The 16,474-nt window shown below is 63.3% G+C and carries 14 protein-coding genes, 2 tRNA genes and 1 pseudogene; 10 read left to right on the forward strand and 7 right to left on the reverse strand.

The window, feature by feature from the left end; translation table 11 throughout:
• Positions 1 to 51: 51 nt before the first annotated feature.
• Complete coding sequence (locus VA602_RS22035) at positions 52 to 468, reverse strand: Spy/CpxP family protein refolding chaperone (protein WP_054893255.1); 417 nt, start codon at positions 466 to 468, stop codon at positions 52 to 54.
• A gap of 103 nt (positions 469 to 571) precedes the next feature.
• Here VA602_RS22035 and VA602_RS22040 point away from each other — a divergent pair, with 103 nt between their 5' ends.
• Positions 572 to 1,825: a winged helix-turn-helix domain-containing protein gene (locus tag VA602_RS22040; protein ID WP_407682530.1), complete on the forward strand. Its 1,254-nt coding sequence runs from the start codon at positions 572 to 574 to the stop codon at positions 1,823 to 1,825.
• On the opposite strand, the gene VA602_RS22045 is transcribed toward VA602_RS22040, so the two are convergent.
• Positions 1,806 to 3,152: a class II 3-deoxy-7-phosphoheptulonate synthase gene (locus VA602_RS22045; protein ID WP_151924189.1), complete on the reverse strand. Its 1,347-nt coding sequence runs from the start codon at positions 3,150 to 3,152 to the stop codon at positions 1,806 to 1,808. The two genes, VA602_RS22040 and VA602_RS22045, sit on opposite strands and share 20 nt — an antisense overlap.
• A gap of 117 nt (positions 3,153 to 3,269) precedes the next feature.
• On the opposite strand from VA602_RS22045, the gene VA602_RS22050 reads away from it, so the two are divergent.
• Together VA602_RS22050 and VA602_RS22055 are read left to right on the forward strand one after the other, a co-directional pair.
• Complete coding sequence (locus VA602_RS22050) at positions 3,270 to 4,025, forward strand: spermidine synthase (RefSeq protein ID WP_323454343.1); 756 nt, start codon at positions 3,270 to 3,272, stop codon at positions 4,023 to 4,025.
• 401 nt (positions 4,026 to 4,426) lie between these two features.
• Positions 4,427 to 6,140: pseudogene (locus VA602_RS22055) on the forward strand (DEAD/DEAH box helicase).
• 68 nt (positions 6,141 to 6,208) lie between these two features.
• Here the strand turns inward: VA602_RS22055 and VA602_RS22060 are convergent.
• The gene (locus VA602_RS22060) at positions 6,209 to 6,976 is read right to left on the reverse strand and encodes a DODA-type extradiol aromatic ring-opening family dioxygenase (RefSeq protein WP_323454344.1); all 768 of its coding nucleotides are present in this window, start codon (positions 6,974 to 6,976) and stop codon (positions 6,209 to 6,211) included.
• A 102-nt stretch (positions 6,977 to 7,078) separates the two neighbouring features.
• On the opposite strand from VA602_RS22060, the gene VA602_RS22065 reads away from it, so the two are divergent.
• Positions 7,079 to 7,723, forward strand: coding sequence for a thiopurine S-methyltransferase (locus VA602_RS22065; RefSeq protein WP_323454345.1), 645 nt, complete (start codon positions 7,079 to 7,081; stop codon positions 7,721 to 7,723).
• Positions 7,724 to 7,794: 71 nt separating this feature from the next.
• Here VA602_RS22065 and htpX read toward each other — a convergent pair whose 3' ends face one another.
• Both htpX and VA602_RS22075 read right to left on the reverse strand, forming a co-directional pair.
• Positions 7,795 to 8,682: a protease HtpX gene (gene htpX / locus VA602_RS22070; protein WP_065861217.1), complete on the reverse strand. Its 888-nt coding sequence runs from the start codon at positions 8,680 to 8,682 to the stop codon at positions 7,795 to 7,797.
• Positions 8,683 to 8,909: 227 nt separating this feature from the next.
• Complete coding sequence (locus VA602_RS22075) at positions 8,910 to 10,121, reverse strand: pyridoxal phosphate-dependent aminotransferase (RefSeq protein WP_054893044.1); 1,212 nt, start codon at positions 10,119 to 10,121, stop codon at positions 8,910 to 8,912.
• A 168-nt stretch (positions 10,122 to 10,289) separates the two neighbouring features.
• Here VA602_RS22075 and msrB point away from each other — a divergent pair, with 168 nt between their 5' ends.
• Positions 10,290 to 10,685, forward strand: a complete 396-nt coding sequence (gene msrB / locus VA602_RS22080; RefSeq protein WP_323454346.1) for a peptide-methionine (R)-S-oxide reductase MsrB — start codon at positions 10,290 to 10,292, stop codon at positions 10,683 to 10,685.
• A 12-nt stretch (positions 10,686 to 10,697) separates the two neighbouring features.
• On the forward strand, positions 10,698 to 11,186 hold the full coding sequence (locus VA602_RS22085) for a glutathione peroxidase (protein WP_063543806.1): 489 nt from the start codon (positions 10,698 to 10,700) through the stop codon (positions 11,184 to 11,186).
• On the opposite strand, the gene VA602_RS22090 is transcribed toward VA602_RS22085, so the two are convergent.
• Complete coding sequence (locus VA602_RS22090) at positions 11,176 to 13,488, reverse strand: hybrid sensor histidine kinase/response regulator (RefSeq protein ID WP_323454347.1); 2,313 nt, start codon at positions 13,486 to 13,488, stop codon at positions 11,176 to 11,178. The genes VA602_RS22085 and VA602_RS22090 overlap by 11 nt on opposite strands.
• Positions 13,489 to 13,713: 225 nt before the next feature.
• On the opposite strand from VA602_RS22090, the gene VA602_RS22095 reads away from it, so the two are divergent.
• Positions 13,714 to 14,604: an ATP-binding protein gene (locus tag VA602_RS22095; RefSeq protein ID WP_112897744.1), complete on the forward strand. Its 891-nt coding sequence runs from the start codon at positions 13,714 to 13,716 to the stop codon at positions 14,602 to 14,604.
• On the forward strand, positions 14,601 to 15,083 hold the full coding sequence (locus tag VA602_RS22100) for a GAF domain-containing protein (protein WP_063543810.1): 483 nt from the start codon (positions 14,601 to 14,603) through the stop codon (positions 15,081 to 15,083). Before VA602_RS22095 ends, VA602_RS22100 begins: the two co-directional genes overlap by 4 nt.
• Positions 15,084 to 15,134: 51 nt before the next feature.
• Here the strand turns inward: VA602_RS22100 and VA602_RS22105 are convergent, their stop codons facing one another.
• The gene (locus tag VA602_RS22105; RefSeq protein WP_054893050.1) at positions 15,135 to 15,902 is read right to left on the reverse strand and encodes a hypothetical protein; all 768 of its coding nucleotides are present in this window, start codon (positions 15,900 to 15,902) and stop codon (positions 15,135 to 15,137) included.
• Positions 15,903 to 16,239: 337 nt separating this feature from the next.
• Here VA602_RS22105 and VA602_RS22110 point away from each other — a divergent pair.
• Positions 16,240 to 16,315: transfer RNA gene (locus tag VA602_RS22110), tRNA-Glu, on the forward strand.
• Positions 16,316 to 16,317: 2 nt separating this feature from the next.
• Positions 16,318 to 16,393 (forward strand) — tRNA-Gly (locus VA602_RS22115).
• The last annotated feature ends 81 nt before the right edge of the window (positions 16,394 to 16,474 follow it).

The following is a 16,474-nucleotide window of genomic DNA, read 5'->3' on the forward strand; positions in this document are numbered from 1 at the left end:
ACGAGAAAGGCCCGGCCCGCATTGACGCGAGCCGGGCACCGGTCGGACAGCTTACTGGGCCTTGGCGGCTTTTTCAGCTTTCCAGGCCTGGAACTGCTGCCATTCAGCCTTGTCTGCCGCGCGTTTGCTCTGCAGTTCGTCGAACTGCTTCTGTTGCTCTGGCTTGAGCAGGGCGCGGATCTGGCTCTGGGTCTTGTCGTGACCGGCCTTGATCTCGTCCTGCATGGCTTTCTGGTCCGCCGCCGGCAGCTTGGCCAGGTAGCGTTCGGTGACGTCGCGGCGCTGCTTCATCTGCTCGCCCATCAACTTGCCGATCTGCTGGCGCTGGTCACGGGTCAGGTCGAGCTGCGCGAAAGGCGCATCACCGCGGTGATGCGGGCCGTCACCGCGTGGGCCGCCGTCTGGCATGGCCATGGCTACGGTCGGCAGGGCTGCGGCGAACATCAGGGCGATAAGGGTCTTGCGCATGGTGTTTCTCCTTTCTGAGGCCGGTGGTTACCGGATGAGCCCAGTCTAGGGAGATCAAGGTCAAGGGCGGTCAGGGCAGGGTAAAGGCTGGGTAAAGACGGTCATGGCGCTACACTGTGAGCCGACTTGCCGTGGAGCCGTTGCCGTGACCTTCAGCCTTTCCCTCAAGCAGGCCCGACGCCTGGCCCTGTCTGCGCAGGGCTTCGGTAAGCCCCAGGCCGCGACGCCGGCTGCGCTCAAGCGCATGCTGCAGCGCCTGGGCGTGGTGCAGATCGATTCGGTCAATGCGCTGGTGCGCTCGCACTACCTGCCGCTGTTCTCTCGCCTGGGGGACTACCCGACCGAGTCGCTCGACCAGTTGGCCTGGGGCCGTGGGCGTCAGCGCCAGTTGTTCGAGTATTGGGGGCATGAGGCATCCTTGCTGCCGCTGTCGCTCTATCCGCTGATGCGTTGGCGCATGGCGCGCGCGCAACAGGGCGAGGGTATCTACCGGCAGTTGGCGCAGTTCGGCCGCGAGCGTCAGGATGTCATTGCCCGCGTGCTGGCTGCGGTGCGCGACCAGGGCGCCCTGGGCGCCGGGAGCCTGTCGACCCGGCAAGAGCGCGCCGGCCCATGGTGGGACTGGAGCGAGGAGAAGCATGCCCTGGAGTGGCTGTTCGCGGCCGGGCGGGTCACCGTCGCCGGGCGCCGCGGGTTCGAGCGCCTGTACGACCTGCCGGAGCGCGTGCTGCCAGCGGCGATCCTCGATCAGCCCGAGCTATCCGACAGCGAAGCCCAGCAGGGACTGTTGCTGCAAGCCGCCACGGCCTTGGGCGTGGCGACCGAGCAGGACCTGCGCGACTATTTCAGGCTCACGCCTGCGCAGGCGCGGGCCGCCCTGGCGCAACTGCTCGCCGAGGATCGCCTGCAACACTGCACGGTGCAGGGCTGGAAGCAGCCGGCGTACTGTGCTGGCACGCCGCGCATTCCCCGGCGTGTGGAGGCCAGTGCCTTGCTTTCGCCGTTCGATTCGTTGGTCTGGGAGCGCGCCCGTACCGAGCGGCTGTTCGACTTTCGCTACCGTTTGGAGATCTACACCCCGGCGCACAAGCGGGTTTATGGCTACTACGTGTTGCCGTTCCTGCACGACGGCCGTATCGCCGCGCGCCTGGACCTGCGTGCAGAGCGAGCACGCGGTGAGCTGGCGGTACATGCCGTGCATGAGGAAGCTCAGGGGCTGGATGAGGAGGGCTTCCAGGCCCTGGCCCGCAGCCTGGAACGGCTGGCGGGCTGGCTGGGCCTGGAGCGGGTGCGCCTGGATTGCGCGCGCGAGTCGGCAGGGCCGTTGCGTCAGGCCCTCAGCGACGCACCTGCTTGAGGGTTTCGGCGATCAGGAATGCCAGTTCCAGTGATTGATCGGCGTTCATCCGTGGGTCGCAATGGGTGTGGTAGCGGTCCGACAGGCCATCTTCGGTGATCGGCCGGGCGCCGCCGATGCATTCGGTGACATTCTGCCCGGTCATCTCGATGTGGATACCCCCGGCGTGGCTGCCTTCGGCCTGGTGCACCTGGAAGAACTGCCGCACTTCGTCGAGGATCTGCGCGAAATCGCGGGTCTTGTAGCCACTGCTGGCCTTGATGGTGTTGCCGTGCATCGGGTCGGAGCTCCACAGCACCTGGCGCCCCTCGCGCTCGACGGCGCGGATCAGCCCGGGCAGGTGATCGCCGACCTTGTTCGCCCCCATGCGCACGATCAGGTTCAGGCGGCCGGGGTCGTTGTCCGGGTTGAGCACGTCGATCAGGCGGATCAGATCTTCGGTGTTCATGCTTGGACCGACCTTGACCCCGATCGGGTTGTGCACGCCCCGCAGGAACTCCACGTGGGCACCGTCGAGCTGGCGGGTGCGGTCGCCGATCCACAGCATGTGCGCCGAGCAGTCGTAGTAGTCCCCCGTCAGGCTGTCGCGGCGTACGAAGGCTTCCTCGTAGTTGAGCAGCAGCGCCTCGTGGGCGGTGAAGAAGCTGGTCTCGCGCAGTTGCGGTGCGCTGTCCAGGCCACAGGCACGCATGAAGGCCAGGGTCTCGTCGATGCGATCAGCAAGCTGATGGTATTTGTCGGCCAGCGCCGAGTTGGCGATGAAATCCAGGTTCCACTTGTGCACCTGGTGCAGGTCGGCGAAGCCGCCTTGGGCGAAGGCGCGCAGCAGGTTGAGGCTGGCGGTGGCCTGGTGGTACGCCTGCAGCAGGCGCTCAGGGTCGGGGACGCGGCTGGCGGCGTCGAAGCCGATACCATTGACGATGTCGCCGCGGTAGGCGGGCAGGGTGACCTGGCCGATGGTTTCGTCGTTGGCCGAGCGCGGTTTGGCGAACTGCCCGGCCATGCGCCCGACCTTCACCACCGGACAGCCAGCGGCGAAGGTCATGACGATGGCCATCTGCAGCAGCACCTTGAAGGTGTCGCGGATCTTCGCGGCGGAGAACTCGGCGAAACTCTCGGCGCAGTCGCCACCTTGCAGCAGGAAGGCGCGGCCCTGGGTGACCTCGGCGAACTGGCGGCGCAACTCGCGGGCTTCGCCGGCGAACACCAGCGGCGGGTAGCTGGCCAGGGTCTGCTCGACCTTGAGCAGGTGAGTGGCGTCGGGGTAGGTCGGTTGTTGCTGGATCGGCAGGGCGCGCCAGCTGTCGGGGGTCCAGGGTCGGTTCATCACGGGCTCGATGTGGTCGGTTCAGGCGTACCTGCCATGTTAACAGTTGGCAGCGCGCTTGTTGCACCGCAGGCATTGGCGGACAATGCCGGTTTTTGTGTGTGCAGGTGGCAGGCGATGGCGACGGAGCGGGAAGAACGGCTGCTGGCCCGGGTGGAAGATGCCTACGGGGTCATCAGTGTGTACGAGGTCGAGGATTATCGCTTCCTCGAATTCGGTGACGCCATCGAGCAGAGCTGTACCTTCACCGCCGACCCCAGTTGGCTGGAGTACGACTACACGCGTGCGATGCTGGTCGGTGCACTCTGCCATCCGCAGCCGGAGAGCGCACTGTTCCTGGGGCTGGGGGCCGGTACCCTGACCCAGGCCTGCCTGAAGTTCCTGCCGCTGGAGGATGTCGAGGCCATCGAGCTGCGCCCGGACGTGCCGCGTCTGGCCATGGAATACATGGGGCTCGATGATGATCCGCGCTTGTACGTGCGCGTTGGCGATGCCCTGGAACTGCTGCCCACGGCTGAAAAGGCCGACCTGATCTTCGTCGATCTCTATACCGATCATGGCCCGGGCGTAGGCCATCTGGCCTGGGGCTTTCTGGAACAGTGCCAACAGCAGCTCAATCCGGGAGGCTGGCTGGTGATCAACCAGTGGGCGGGCGACGATGGTCGGCCGTTGGGGGCGGCCTTGTTGCGTGGGTTGTATCACCGGCATTACTGGGAGCTGCCGGTGAAGGAGGGCAACGTGATCCTGCTGGTGCCGGCGGATCTGGAGCAGGTGCTGGATCTGGAGGGGTTGCGGGCACGGGCCGGTGCGTTGGCGGCAAGGCTTGGGTATTCGCTGGAGTACCTGATCAGGGAAGTGCGGCCGGCGAGCTGATCCGGCGTGGGTGGTGCCTTCATTCGCGGGCAAGCCCGCTCCCACAGGGTCGGCGCCACGCTCAAGGGGCAGCGCTGCCCCTGTGGGAGCGGGCTTGCCCGCGAAGCAGTCGCCGCCAATCGTGAAAAAACGTTTCAGTTTTCGACTAAATGGTGGCCCTATAATGGCCACTATTTGTGAAAAAGTTCTCACAGATCAACGCGAATTCGTATATAGTACGCGCCGGTCTTTTAGCGGACCTCAAAATCAGGTGGTGCAAACCCTCCGAGTCCAGCTTCGGCTGCACGTCCGCTAGGCGGACCTTTCCCACGTAATTCTTTTTCAATCGTTTTCGCAAATCCCCGCCGCCAAAGCTGCCTGGGTGACCTCCGGGTCTTTCAAGGCATGTGCAGCTTTGGAGCATGGGTCTTTGCGGATGCACATAGAGGCAGACCCATGACCCAGGAAACCGGCGGATTCGCCGCTCTCGATCTTCATCCGAACATCGTTGCCGCCGTTCTGGCCACCGGCTATGAAGAGCCGTCGGCCATCCAGCAACAGTCGATCCCGATCATCCTCGCCGGTCATGACATGATCGGCCAGGCGCAGACTGGCACCGGCAAGACCGCTGCCTTCGCCCTGCCGATCCTCAACAAGATCGACGTGAGCAAGCGCGAACCGCAAGCCCTGATCCTGGCGCCAACCCGTGAGTTGGCGCTGCAAGTAGCCACCGCTTTCGAAACCTACGCCAAGCAGATGCCGGGCGTTAACGTGGTGGCTGTGTACGGTGGTGCCCCGATGGGCCCACAACTGCGTGCCATCCGTAACGGTGCGCAGATCGTCGTCGCCACGCCTGGCCGTCTGTGCGACCACCTGCGTCGTGACGAGAAGGTGCTGTCCACCGTTCAGTACCTGGTACTCGACGAAGCCGACGAAATGCTCAAGCTGGGCTTCATGGACGACCTCGAAGTGATCTTCGACGCCATCCCTGCCACCCGCCAGACCGTGCTGTTCTCCGCGACCCTGCCGTCGTCGATCCGTTCGATCGCCGAGCGTCACCTGCGCGAGCCCAAGCACGTCAAGATCCAGAGCAAGACCCAGACCGTCACCGCGATCGAGCAGGCCCACCTGATGGTCCACGCCGACCAGAAGATCCCGGCTGTGCTGCGTCTGCTGGAAGTCGAGGAATTCGACGCGCTGATCGCCTTCGTGCGTACCAAGCAAGCCACCCTGGACCTGGCCGCCGCGCTGGAAGCCAAGGGCTACAAAGCTGCCGCGCTGAACGGCGATATCGCTCAGAACCAGCGTGAGCGCGTCATCGACTCGCTCAAGGACGGTCGCCTGGACATCGTCGTCGCTACCGACGTCGCTGCCCGTGGCCTGGACGTACCGCGCATCACCCATGTGTTCAACGTGGACATGCCATACGATCCGGAATCCTACGTGCACCGTATCGGCCGTACCGGTCGTGCTGGTCGCGATGGCCGCGCACTGCTGCTGGTGACGCCGCGTGAGCGTCGCATGCTGCAGGTGATCGAGCGTGTGACCGGGCAGAAGGTTGCCGAGGCTCGTCTGCCTGGCCCACAGGCCGTGCTGGATGCGCGCATCAAGAAGCTGACCGCAAGCCTCGCACCGCTGGTGGCTGAAGCTGAGGCCACCCATGGTGAGCTGTTCGACCGCCTGACCGCCGACCTGGGCTGCTCGGCTCGCGCGCTGTCTGCCGCGTTGCTGCGCAAGGCCACCAATGGCCAGCCGCTGGACCTGGCTGCCGTCGAGCGCGAGCAACCGCTGGTGCCGAACTACACGCCGCGTGAGCGCACCGGCGAGCGCAGTGATCGTGGTGAGCGCAGCGAGCGCGGTGACCGCGAGCGTCGCGCGCCGATGCCGCTGGCCGAAGGCCGCGTGCGTTGCCGTACCGCCCTGGGTGCCCGTGATGGTATCGCCGCCAAGAACCTGTTGGGTGCGATCCTCAATGAAGGCGGCCTGGCCCGTGACGCTATCGGTCGCATCCAGGTGCGCGACAGCTTCAGCCTGGTCGAGCTGCCGGAAGAGGGCCTGGAGCGTCTGCTGTCCAAGCTCAAGGACACCCGCGTGGCCGGTAAGCAACTGAAGCTGCGCCGCTATCGCGAGGACTGAGTCCTGCAGCAATGAAAAATCCCCGGCTTGCCGGGGATTTTTTTGCCTGCCGATTGAGGTGTTTGGAATCAGTCGAACCTGTAGATATCCATTCCCAGTGCTCCCATCGTGAAGCCCTGGTGCACGATCCCGAACCTGTCGCCTGCGCCCATGGCAAAGAACAAGGGCAGCAGGTGCTCATCGCTCGGGTGGTTGCGCACCGCGTAAGGTGCCCGCTGCCGATAGTCTTCCAGCGTGGCCGTATCCTCTGCCTTCAATTGCTCGACCACCCAGTCGCGGAACGCGCGTGCCCAGGGCTCGATGGCGTCTGGCCCGGCATGCCAGTCCAGTTCGCCCAGGTTGTGGGTAATGCTGCCGGAGCCGACCAGCAGTATGCCCTGGGCGCGCAAGCCGGCCAGGGCCTTGCCAACCTGCAACTGCAGGGCCGGGCCCTGGCGGCTGGGCAGCGAAACCTGGATTACCGGGATGCCAGCATCCGGGTACATGAGCGACAGCGGCACCCAGGTGCCGTGGTCGAAGGGGCGTTGTACATCAAGCTGAGCGGGCAGTCCGGCGTCACCGAGCAAGCCTGCCACCTGGCGCGCCAGCTCGGGGGCGCCAGGGGCCGGATACTGCACGGCGTACAGCGCAGCAGGGAAGCCGCCGAAGTCGTGCCAAGTCTGGGGCTGGGCGCCACTCATCACCGACAGTCCCTGGCTCTCCCAGTGCGCGGAAACCACCACGATCGCCTTCGGCCGCGGCAGGCCTGCCGCCAGGCGGGCCAGTGCCGGTCCACTGGCGCCGGGTTGCAGGGCGAGCATGGGCGAACCATGGGAAATGAACAGGCTAGGCAGCATGGCGGGGTCCTGAGCGGTTAAGATGCCGCCATCTTCGATCAGTTACCGATCGACATCCAATATAAGTTTTGCAAGTTATCTATCGAAAAAATCGGAGGAGTCATGGAGCCAGCGTTCTGGCACAAGCGGTGGGCGGACAACCAGATCGGCTTTCACCAGTCGCAGGTGAACCCGTACCTGCAGGCACACTGGCCCATGCTGGCCCCCGGCAACCAGGTGCTGGTGCCCTTGTGCGGCAAGAGCCTGGACGTCGCCTGGTTGGCGGGGCAGGGGTATCGCGTCCTAGGGGTGGAAGTGTCGCAACGTGCGGTGGCGGATTTCTTCCGGGAGCACAGCCTTGAGGCCGAGGTGTCTCGCCATGGCGCCTTCGAGATTTGGCGCAGCGGCCTGGTGGAGCTGTGGTGTGGTGACTTCTTCGCCTTGCAAGCGGAAGATCTGGCACAGTGCGCGGGGCTCTATGACCGCGCTGCGGTGATTGCACTACCGCAGGCGCTGCGTACCCATTACTTTGAGTTGCTTTCTGCCTGCCTGCCGGCTGCTTGCCAGGGGCTGATGGTCACCTTGGACTACGATCAGTCGCGTCTGGATGGGCCGCCGTTCTCGGTGCCGGATGACGAAGTCCGGCGCGGACTTGCTGGATGGCAAGTAGCCGAGCTGGAGGCCCCGGACATTATCGAGGACAGCCCCAAGTTCCAGAAGGCGGGAGTCGGCAGCCTGGTGGAGCGGGTCTATCGGTTGCAGCGTTGATCGGCCTTCTGGCCAGAATACGAGCAAAGAAAAGGGCGACCTGAGTCGCCCTTTCCATTTACCGCGTTGAATCAACCGCGACGACGCAGTGCATCGATACGGTCTTCCAGCGGCGGGTGGCTCATCAGCAGGCCGGCGAGGCCCTGCTTGAGGCCGCCGTTGATGCCGAAGGCCTTCAACGTATCTGGCATGTGCACCGGCATACCTTGTTCCGAGCGCAGGCGCTGCAGGGCAGCGATCATCGCGCCAGTGCCTGCCAGGCGAGCCCCGGCTTCGTCGGCGCGGTACTCGCGGCGACGCGAGAACCACATGACGATGATGCTGGCCAAAATGCCCAGGATCAGCTCGGCGACGATGGTCGCGACGTAATAGGCGATGCCCTGGCCTTCTTCGTTCTTGAAGATCACCTTGTCGACGAAGTTGCCGATGATACGTGCGAAGAACATCACGAAGGTGTTCACCACGCCCTGGACCAGTGCCAGGGTGACCATGTCGCCGTTGGCGACGTGGCCGATCTCATGGGCCAGTACCGCACGTACTTCGTCCCGCGAGAAGCGCTCGAGCAGGCCCTGCGAAACGGCGACCAGTGCGTCGTTGCGGTTCCAGCCTGTGGCGAAGGCGTTCGCCTCGTAGGCGGGGAACACGCCCACTTCCGGCATCTTGATGCCCGCCTCGCGGGACAGCTCCTCGACCGTCTGCAGCAGCCACTGTTCGTGGTGGGTGCGCGGCTGGGTGATGATCTGGGTACCGGTGGTCATCTTCGCCATCCACTTGGAGATGAACAGCGAAACCAGCGAGCCAGCAAACCCGAACACGGCGCAGAAGACCAGCAGGCGGCCCAGGTCCAGGTCGACGCCGTTGGCCGCCATGAACCCGTTGAAACCGAACAGGCTGAGGGTAATGCTTGCAACCAGCACCACCGCAAGGTTGGTGGCTACAAACAACAGAATGCGCATCATGGTTGTTACGTTCTCCTGACGGATGAAAATGTCGCTCTACTGCGGGGTATATAAGGTGGCGGCCGAGGCGATTCAACTGGCCGACTATTTCAAACTGTGTACCGCGAAGTATGACAGAGCCGCGGCGAGTCGCCGGGAGATAGACCGTTGCAGGATGTAAGAATTCATCCGTGGGGCGGAGGGCGTCGTGCCAACACGGCCGGTTGGCACGACAAGGCCTTGATCGCTTACTGCGAGTAGGTGCGCAGGAAGTTGCCGATGCGGCCGATGGCTTGCTCCAGGTCATCCACTCGCGGCAGGGTGACGACGCGGAAGTGGTCCGGCCACGGCCAGTTGAAGGCGGTGCCCTGGACGATCAGCAGTTTCTCTGACAGCAGCAGGTCGAGGACGAACTTCTCGTCGTTGTGGATCGGGCAGACCTTCGGGTCGATTTTCGGGAAGGCGTACAAGGCGCCCATTGGCTTGACACAGCTGACGCCGGGGATGGCGTTGAGCAACTCGTAGGTGCGGTTGCGCTGTTCGAGCAGGCGGCCCGGCGGCAATACCAGGTCGTTGATGCTCTGGTAGCCACCCAGGGCGGTCTGGATGGCGTGCTGCGCCGGCACGTTGGCGCACAGGCGCATGTTGGCCAGCATGTCGATGCCCTCGATATAGCTCTGCGCGTGGTGCTTGGGCCCGGAGATGATCAGCCAGCCGGAGCGGAAGCCTGCGACCCGATAGGACTTCGACAGGCCGTTGAAGGTCAGGCACAGCACGTCCGGGGCGAGCGAGGCGGTGCTGATGTGCACGGCTTCGTCGTAGAGGATCTTGTCGTAGATCTCGTCGGAGAACACCACCAGGTTGTGCTGGCGGGCCAGTTCCAGCATGCCGAGCAGCAGCTCCCTGGAGTACACCGCGCCGGTCGGGTTGTTCGGGTTGATGATCACCAGCGCCTTGGTGTTCGGGGTGATCTTGGCCTTGATATCGTCAAGGTCGGGGAACCAGTCGGCCTGCTCGTCGCACAGGTAGTGCACGGGTTTGCCGCCGGCCAGGCTCACCGCTGCGGTCCACAGTGGGTAGTCGGGGGCTGGGATCAGCACCTCGTCATTGTTGTTGAGCAGCGCCTGCATCGACATCACGATCAGCTCGGACACACCGTTGCCCAGGTAGATGTCCTCGATGCCGACGCCTTCGATCTGCTTCTGCTGGCAGTACTGCATCACCGCCTTGCGCGCGCTGAACAGGCCTTTGGAGTCGCTGTAGCCCTGGGCGGTCGGCAGGTTGCGGATCACGTCCTGGAGGATTTCGTCCGGCGCCTCGAAACCAAAGGGCGCCGGGTTGCCGATGTTCAGCTTGAGGATGCGCTGGCCTTCCTCTTCCAGACGCTTGGCGTGCTTGAGCACCGGACCGCGAATGTCGTAGCAGACATTGGCGAGCTTGTTCGATTTGCTGAACTGCATGATGTGATCCCGAATGGATAAGTCGCGGGGCGCGGTCGTCAAAAGGTTTGAAAAGGACGGGGCGCGGGTGCCAGACTGATCGTCTGCACACAAGCCAACTAATATACGTGCCACCCGCGCCAGGGAAAAGACGGCGCAGGGTGAAATTCAGCCTGCCGAGGTCCATCCATGCAAAAGATCGACAAAACACTTGAAGAATGGCGCGAGATGCTCGACCCCGCTCAATACCAGGTATGCCGCCTGAAGGGGACCGAACGACCGTTCACAGGCAAATACAACAGCGAAAAGCGCGCCGGCATCTATAACTGCATCTGCTGTGGCCTGCCGTTGTTCGATTCGCAGACCAAGTTCGACTCCGGTTGCGGCTGGCCGAGCTTCTACGCGCCGATCGAGGAAAGCGCGATGATCGAGATCCGCGACACCTCCCACGGCATGATCCGTACCGAGGTCACCTGCGCCCAGTGCGACGCGCACCTGGGCCACGTGTTCCCGGACGGCCCGCCACCGACAGGGCTGCGCTACTGCATCAACTCGGTATGCCTGGATTTCAAACCGCAAGCGTGAAGGGAGATCGACATGGCCGATGCGTTGCTGGACATTCCCTGCGTCACCCTCAAGGGGGAGCAGAAAAAACTCGGCGACTTCGCCGGCAAGGCGCTGCTGGTGGTCAATACCGCCAGTCAGTGCGGTTTCACACCGCAGTACAAGGGGCTTGAGAAGCTGTGGCAGGACCATGCCGCGCAGGGCCTCGTCGTACTGGGCTTTCCGTGTAACCAGTTCGGCAAGCAGGAACCGGGCGATGCGTTGGAAATCTCGCAGTTCTGTGAACTCAACTTTGGCGTGAGCTTCCCGCTGTTTCGCAAGATCGAGGTGAACGGCCCGGGCGCCCACCCGCTGTTCGCCGAGCTGAAGAAGCGTGCGCCCGGCCTGCTGGGGACGCAGAAGATCAAGTGGAACTTCACCAAGTTCCTGGTCGACCCGTCCAGTGGCAAGGTCACGCGCTACGCACCGACCACCAAGCCACAGGCGCTGGAAGCCGATATCGAGCGTCTGCTCAGCCGCTGACCGGCACCCAATGGTCGATCAGGGCGAGTAATTCTTCGCGCCGGAACGGCTTGGCCAGGTAGTCGTTCATGCCCGCGGCGCGACAGCGTTCGCGCTCTTCGGGCATGGCGTTGGCGGTCAGGGCGACGATCGGCAGGTCGGGCCAGCGCCCGCTCTGGCGGATGCGTCGGCTGGCCTCGTAGCCATCCATCACCGGCATGTTGCAGTCCATCAGCACCATGTCGAAGCCTTCGCGCTCGAGGATCTCCAGCGCTTCGGCACCATGGGCGGCAACCTGCACCTGGCAGCCGAGCTTGGCGAGCATGCCCTTGGCTACCAACTGGTTCACGGGGTTGTCTTCCACCAGAAGGATCTGTGCGCGTCGCTCCAGCAGGCGGCCGACCTCGGAGGGTGCGGGTGTAGCGTTTTCGCCTTGCAGGGTGCGGCGCAGCATCTGGTACAGGGCATTGCGCGCCAGCGGGCGAGCCTGCTGGTGCAAAGGGGCCAATTGCGCGGTTTGCTCTGCGGGCAGGAAGTTGCCATAGGCCGTGACCAGCAGGATCGGTGCGTTGATACCGGGGCGCAGTTCGAACAGGTGCTCGGTGTCGTCGGTGATGAGCAGGTCGATGGCCATGCCGTCGAGCCCACTGGCATCGTCGCGTCGCTGATAATCCAGCCCCCAGCTTGGCAGCAGGCCATGCAACAGTTCAGCCAGACCGCTGGAGGCGTTGCTCAGTGCCACCACCTGACCCTTCAGCGGCGCAGGCGGGACTGCTTCGGTGTGCGTGGGCAGCGGGAGATCGGCGCTGAAGCGGCTGCCGAAGCCGGTTTGCGAGTTGATATGCAGATGCCCGTGCATGGCCTTGCACAGGTTACGGGTCAGGGCCAAGCCCAGGCCGGTGCCGCCATACTGGCGGGTGATGCCTGCGCCAGCCTGGGTGAAGGGCTGGAAGATGCGCACCTGGGCTTCCTCCGGAATTCCGATACCGGTGTCGCACACTTCCAGGCGTACGCCGCCAACGATGCTCGAAAGACGAAGGTCGACACGCCCGAAGCGGGTGAACTTGAGCGCATTGGACAGCAGGTTGCTGACGATCTGGCGTACCCGGGTGGGGTCGCCGAGCACGGAGCTGGGAAAGTCCGGAGCGATCAGGCAGGTCAGTTCCACACTGGGCGCGGCGTTCTGCGACAGCAGGTTGGCGGTGTCCTCGACCATTGCCCCCATGTCGAATGGGATGCGTTCGAGCTCCAGTTGCCCGGCATCGAACTTGGACAGGTCGAGGATATCGTTGAGCAGCTCGACCAGCACCTTGCCTGAGTCGTGGGCGATCGACAGCTGCTGGCGTTGCTCGGCGTTCAGCCCGCTGTCCAGGGCCAGGGCGATCATGCCGAGCATGCCGTTGAGCGGCGTGCGGATCTCGTGGCTCATGTTGGCCAGGAAGGCGGCGCGCGCCTGGGCCATGTCCAGGGCGCGGCGGCGGGCTTCCTCCAGTTCCTCGTTGGACTGGCTCAGCCGGCTGTTGCTGGCCTTGAGTTCTTCGGTGCGGGCCGAAACGATGTCTTCCAGTTCGTTGAGGTACTGGGTGAGGCGGTTTTCAGCGTTGCGCCGCTGCTGGATCTCGGTGGCCATGCTGACGAATTGCTGGTTGGCGACCTTCACCAGTACCCCGATCTCGTCGTGCTCATGACCGTTGGGGTAGTCCAGACGAGTCTGGCCGGGCTGGCGTGGGTCGCTGCCGCTCAGGGCGCCGATGACGGTGACCAGGGGTTTGGTCAGCATGATGTAGAACAACCCCAGGAGAATGCCGGTCAGCACCAGGCTGCGGGCGAAGCCGTTGAGCAGGGTGATGCCGGCTCGGTCGAGAAAGCGGCTGCCGAAGGCGTAGGTGTCGACATCCAGGTACAGGGTGCCGAGGTAATCGTCGGGCATGTGGGCGAGGAACAGGCGATCCTTGAACTGGCGCTGCTCGCCGAACAGGAAGTCGCTGAGCGGCCGATAGCTGTCTTCCTGGCGCGGGCGATGGACGTCGGCCAGCACCGTATCGTTGTTGTCGATCAGGCGTGCGCGGATGATCGCTGGCGATTGCAGCAGCCCGCCGGTGAGCTCCTGCGCCAGCTCCGCGTCGATGTTGTAGGCGATGCGCGAGGCCGGGTCATGGCTTATTTGCAGCAATGCCTGCACTTCGCGGTTGATGGACGCGTCTTCGCTGGCATAATCGATGCCGATCTGGATGAGACTGAGCAATGTTCCCAGGATGAAGCCGACCAGGACTGTCAACCGGGCTTGCTTGTATGACAGGCGATTGGTGAACTTGATATCCATGGTTCCCGAGCCGGTTCAACGCCCCTTGCGCTGCGCAAGCATAGCCGATCAGCCCCGGCTGCTGGCGGGTCTGTCTGTTGTTTCGAGCGATCCAATCAATGGGCCGGTGCGCGGCCATCGCGAGACGAGCTCGCTCCCACAACCCGTGTTGGCTCTGTAGGGGCAGTGTCGTCCCGCAATGGCTGCGCCTCGGCTCCTGAACCGGTCTTGATTAAGGAAACCTTCATGGACACCCGCCTCATTGCATTCCTGGAACACGCTGAATCCATACTGACGCGCCTCGAACCACTGCTGCCGGCGCCCCGCCCGCAGATCGACTGGTCGTCGACCCTCGCTGCGCGCTGGCAGCGTGATGGCCGCAGCGGCTACCTCATGCCGTTGGAAGTCAGCCTCGACATCCGGCTCTCGGACCTGATCGGGGTCGATCAGCAGCGTGAGCAACTGGGCCGCAACACCCATCAGTTCATCAATGGCATGCCCGCCAACCACGCCCTGCTGTGGGGCTCGCGGGGCACCGGCAAGTCGTCGCTGGTACGCGCGCTGCTGGCCGAACATGCCGGGCAGGGCCTGCGCCTGATCGAGATCGAGCGCGATCATCTGGCCGACTTGCCGCGGGTGGTCGAGCAACTGCAAAAGCTCGAGCAACGCTTCATCCTGTTCTGCGACGACCTTTCGTTCGAAGCAGGAGAGGGCGATTACCGGGTGCTCAAGAGTGTGCTCGATGGTTCGCTCGAACAGGCGCCGGACAACGTCCTGCTCTATGCCACCTCGAACCGCCGTCACCTGGTGCCCGAGAAGCAGAGCGACAATGAAAACTGGAAGATGATCGACGGCGAACTGCACCCCAACGAAGCGGTGGAAGACAAGATCGCCCTGTCCGACCGTTTTGGCTTGTGGTTGTCGTTCTACCCGTTCACCCAGGAGCATTTCCTCAACGTGGTCGAGCACTGGATCGGCCAACTGGCGCGCCCGGCCGGGCTGGCCTGGCAGCGCACAGAAGAACTCGACATCCTCGCTGCGCGCTGGGCCACCGGCCGCGGCAACCGTAATGGCCGTTGTGCCTACCAGTTCGCCCGCTACTGGGTTGGACTGCAATTGCTGGAGCAGAACCAATGATCGACCTCAACGCCAGTGGCAAAGGCCTCGATGGCTACGACCTGCTGGCTGCGCAAGTGCAGGCGCTGTTCGCCGACGAGCGTGATTTCATCGCCAACGCCGCGCAGTTCTCGGCATTTCTCTACCACCAGGTGGAAGACCTGAATTGGGCGGGTTTCTACCTCAACCGCAACGAAGAACTGGTGCTCGGGCCGTTCCAGGGGCAGGTGGCGTGCGTGCGCATCGCATTCGGCAAGGGTGTGTGTGGCACGGCAGCAGCCACCCTGCAGACCCAGAGAGTGGAGGATGTGCATGCCTTCCCTGGACACATCGCCTGTGACAGCGCATCCAACAGCGAGCTGGTGATTCCGCTGGTAAAGGAGGGCAGGCTGATTGGCGTGCTCGACCTGGACAGCCCGAGCCTTGCGCGTTTCAGTGAGGCCGATCAGCGAGGGCTGGAACGCCTGGCGTCGATCTTCCTGGCGTTGAGCGACTGCTGAAAAACAAGAAGGGCCGCTTTTGCGGCCCTTCTTGTTTTCAATGGTTGTGGATCAGTCGTAGATCACCCGCTTTTTCCACGTCTCGTCTTCATCGGTTTTCAGACCCTGGGTCAGCGCGTTCTGGTCATTTTCGGCCGGTTCCATCTGGTCCAGTACTTGCGCGTTGGCGCGAGCGAGCAGTTTTTCCAGGTAGGTCAGCTGCTCTTCATATTGTTTCGGTTCCGGTTGTTTGCGCAGGTACTGCACGCCGCGTTCGAACGCCAGGCGCGCATGGCCTGGTTGATTCTGCTGCAACGCCTGCTGGCCCAGGTTATTGAAGAATTCGATGTGCAGTAGCACCAGGATGTGGCGAATTTCCCTGACCCAGTACTTGCCTTCGTTGGACTGCAGGAAGTTTTCCTGGGTAGCGCGCACGATCTGGTTGTGCAGCGACTCGAGCAGGAAGCGCACGTCCTTGGCCTTGACCTCGGTCTGAATCGGGCTCGGCGGGTTGTTGACCGGCAACTTGTCGCCCTTGGCAATCAACCCTTCGAGTTCGACGATGCGCGCCTTGAAATCGCCGTTGTGCTTGTCCAGCGCCAGCAGGCGCTGATTGAGATTCAGCTCCAGGCGGGTCAGCAGCAGCTTGAGCGCCGGGGTCATCAGTTGGCCGGGGAAGGTTTCGGTGATCTCGCCGCAGCGGCGCAGGCGTTCGGTCAGCTCGACTTTAAGGCGCGCGCGCTCGAGCTTGGCGTTTTCCACGACATTGTTGAGGTAGCCGATCACGATCAGCAACGCGATACCCGCCACGATGAGCAGGGTGATCAGAAGTGGTGTCACCGTTAACGCCTCATGAAGAAGTTTTGCATCATTGAGTGTAGTGAGTTCGCCAGGGGGCGAACAGTGCAGCCTGGCGGACAGGCTCTACCCATGGGTGTCGGCTCAAGGGCAAAAATCTACAGTGCTGGCACTTTGATGCGAGCTTGCCGGGCTGGCGTCAGAAAAGCAACGCCAATCCCCGGGCGCATCATGCGCGACCTATGTACAGGGGCGGAAGTCGTTGATTTAAATAAATTTCCACAAAGGGGTTGACGGCTTGTCGAGGCATCCATAGAATGCGCGCCACTTGCAGCGTAAAGCACACAGCCAAACGCAGCAGGCAGTGAAGTTGTAGTGTGTCCCCTTCGTCTAGTGGCCTAGGACACCGCCCTTTCACGGCGGTAACAGGGGTTCGAGTCCCCTAGGGGACGCCAATGCGGGAATAGCTCAGTTGGTAGAGCACGACCTTGCCAAGGTCGGGGTCGCGAGTTCGAGTCTCGTTTCCCGCTCCAGTTTTAGAACTGTGGCGTCCATTGACGGTGCAGCGGCAGTGAAAGGTTCAGGCCATTCACGCCACATGCGGTTTTGCTTCA

This window comes from Pseudomonas machongensis (genome assembly GCF_034961125.1).
Taxonomy (GTDB): Bacteria; Pseudomonadota; Gammaproteobacteria; order Pseudomonadales; family Pseudomonadaceae; genus Aquipseudomonas; species Aquipseudomonas machongensis.

Bases quoted from the DNA above. Each gene is read 5' to 3' on its own strand.
- VA602_RS22090 (WP_323454347.1), bottom strand. From the start codon at position 13,488: ATGGATATCAAGTTCACCAATCGCCTGTCATACAAGCAAGCCCGGTTG.
- msrB (WP_323454346.1), top strand. From the start codon at position 10,290: ATGCAAAAGATCGACAAAACACTTGAAGAATGGCGCGAGATGCTCGAC.
- VA602_RS22060 (WP_323454344.1), bottom strand. From the start codon at position 6,976: ATGCTGCCTAGCCTGTTCATTTCCCATGGTTCGCCCATGCTCGCCCTG.
- VA602_RS22050 (WP_323454343.1), top strand. From the start codon at position 3,270: ATGGCGACGGAGCGGGAAGAACGGCTGCTGGCCCGGGTGGAAGATGCC.
- VA602_RS22100 (WP_063543810.1), top strand. From the start codon at position 14,601: ATGATCGACCTCAACGCCAGTGGCAAAGGCCTCGATGGCTACGACCTG.
- VA602_RS22095 (WP_112897744.1), top strand. From the start codon at position 13,714: ATGGACACCCGCCTCATTGCATTCCTGGAACACGCTGAATCCATACTG.
- VA602_RS22040 (WP_407682530.1), top strand. From the start codon at position 572: ATGGCGCTACACTGTGAGCCGACTTGCCGTGGAGCCGTTGCCGTGACC.
- VA602_RS22075 (WP_054893044.1), bottom strand. From the start codon at position 10,121: ATGCAGTTCAGCAAATCGAACAAGCTCGCCAATGTCTGCTACGACATT.
- VA602_RS22085 (WP_063543806.1), top strand. From the start codon at position 10,698: ATGGCCGATGCGTTGCTGGACATTCCCTGCGTCACCCTCAAGGGGGAG.
- VA602_RS22065 (WP_323454345.1), top strand. From the start codon at position 7,079: ATGGAGCCAGCGTTCTGGCACAAGCGGTGGGCGGACAACCAGATCGGC.
- VA602_RS22035 (WP_054893255.1), bottom strand. From the start codon at position 468: ATGCGCAAGACCCTTATCGCCCTGATGTTCGCCGCAGCCCTGCCGACC.
- htpX (WP_065861217.1), bottom strand. From the start codon at position 8,682: ATGATGCGCATTCTGTTGTTTGTAGCCACCAACCTTGCGGTGGTGCTG.
- VA602_RS22045 (WP_151924189.1), bottom strand. From the start codon at position 3,152: ATGAACCGACCCTGGACCCCCGACAGCTGGCGCGCCCTGCCGATCCAG.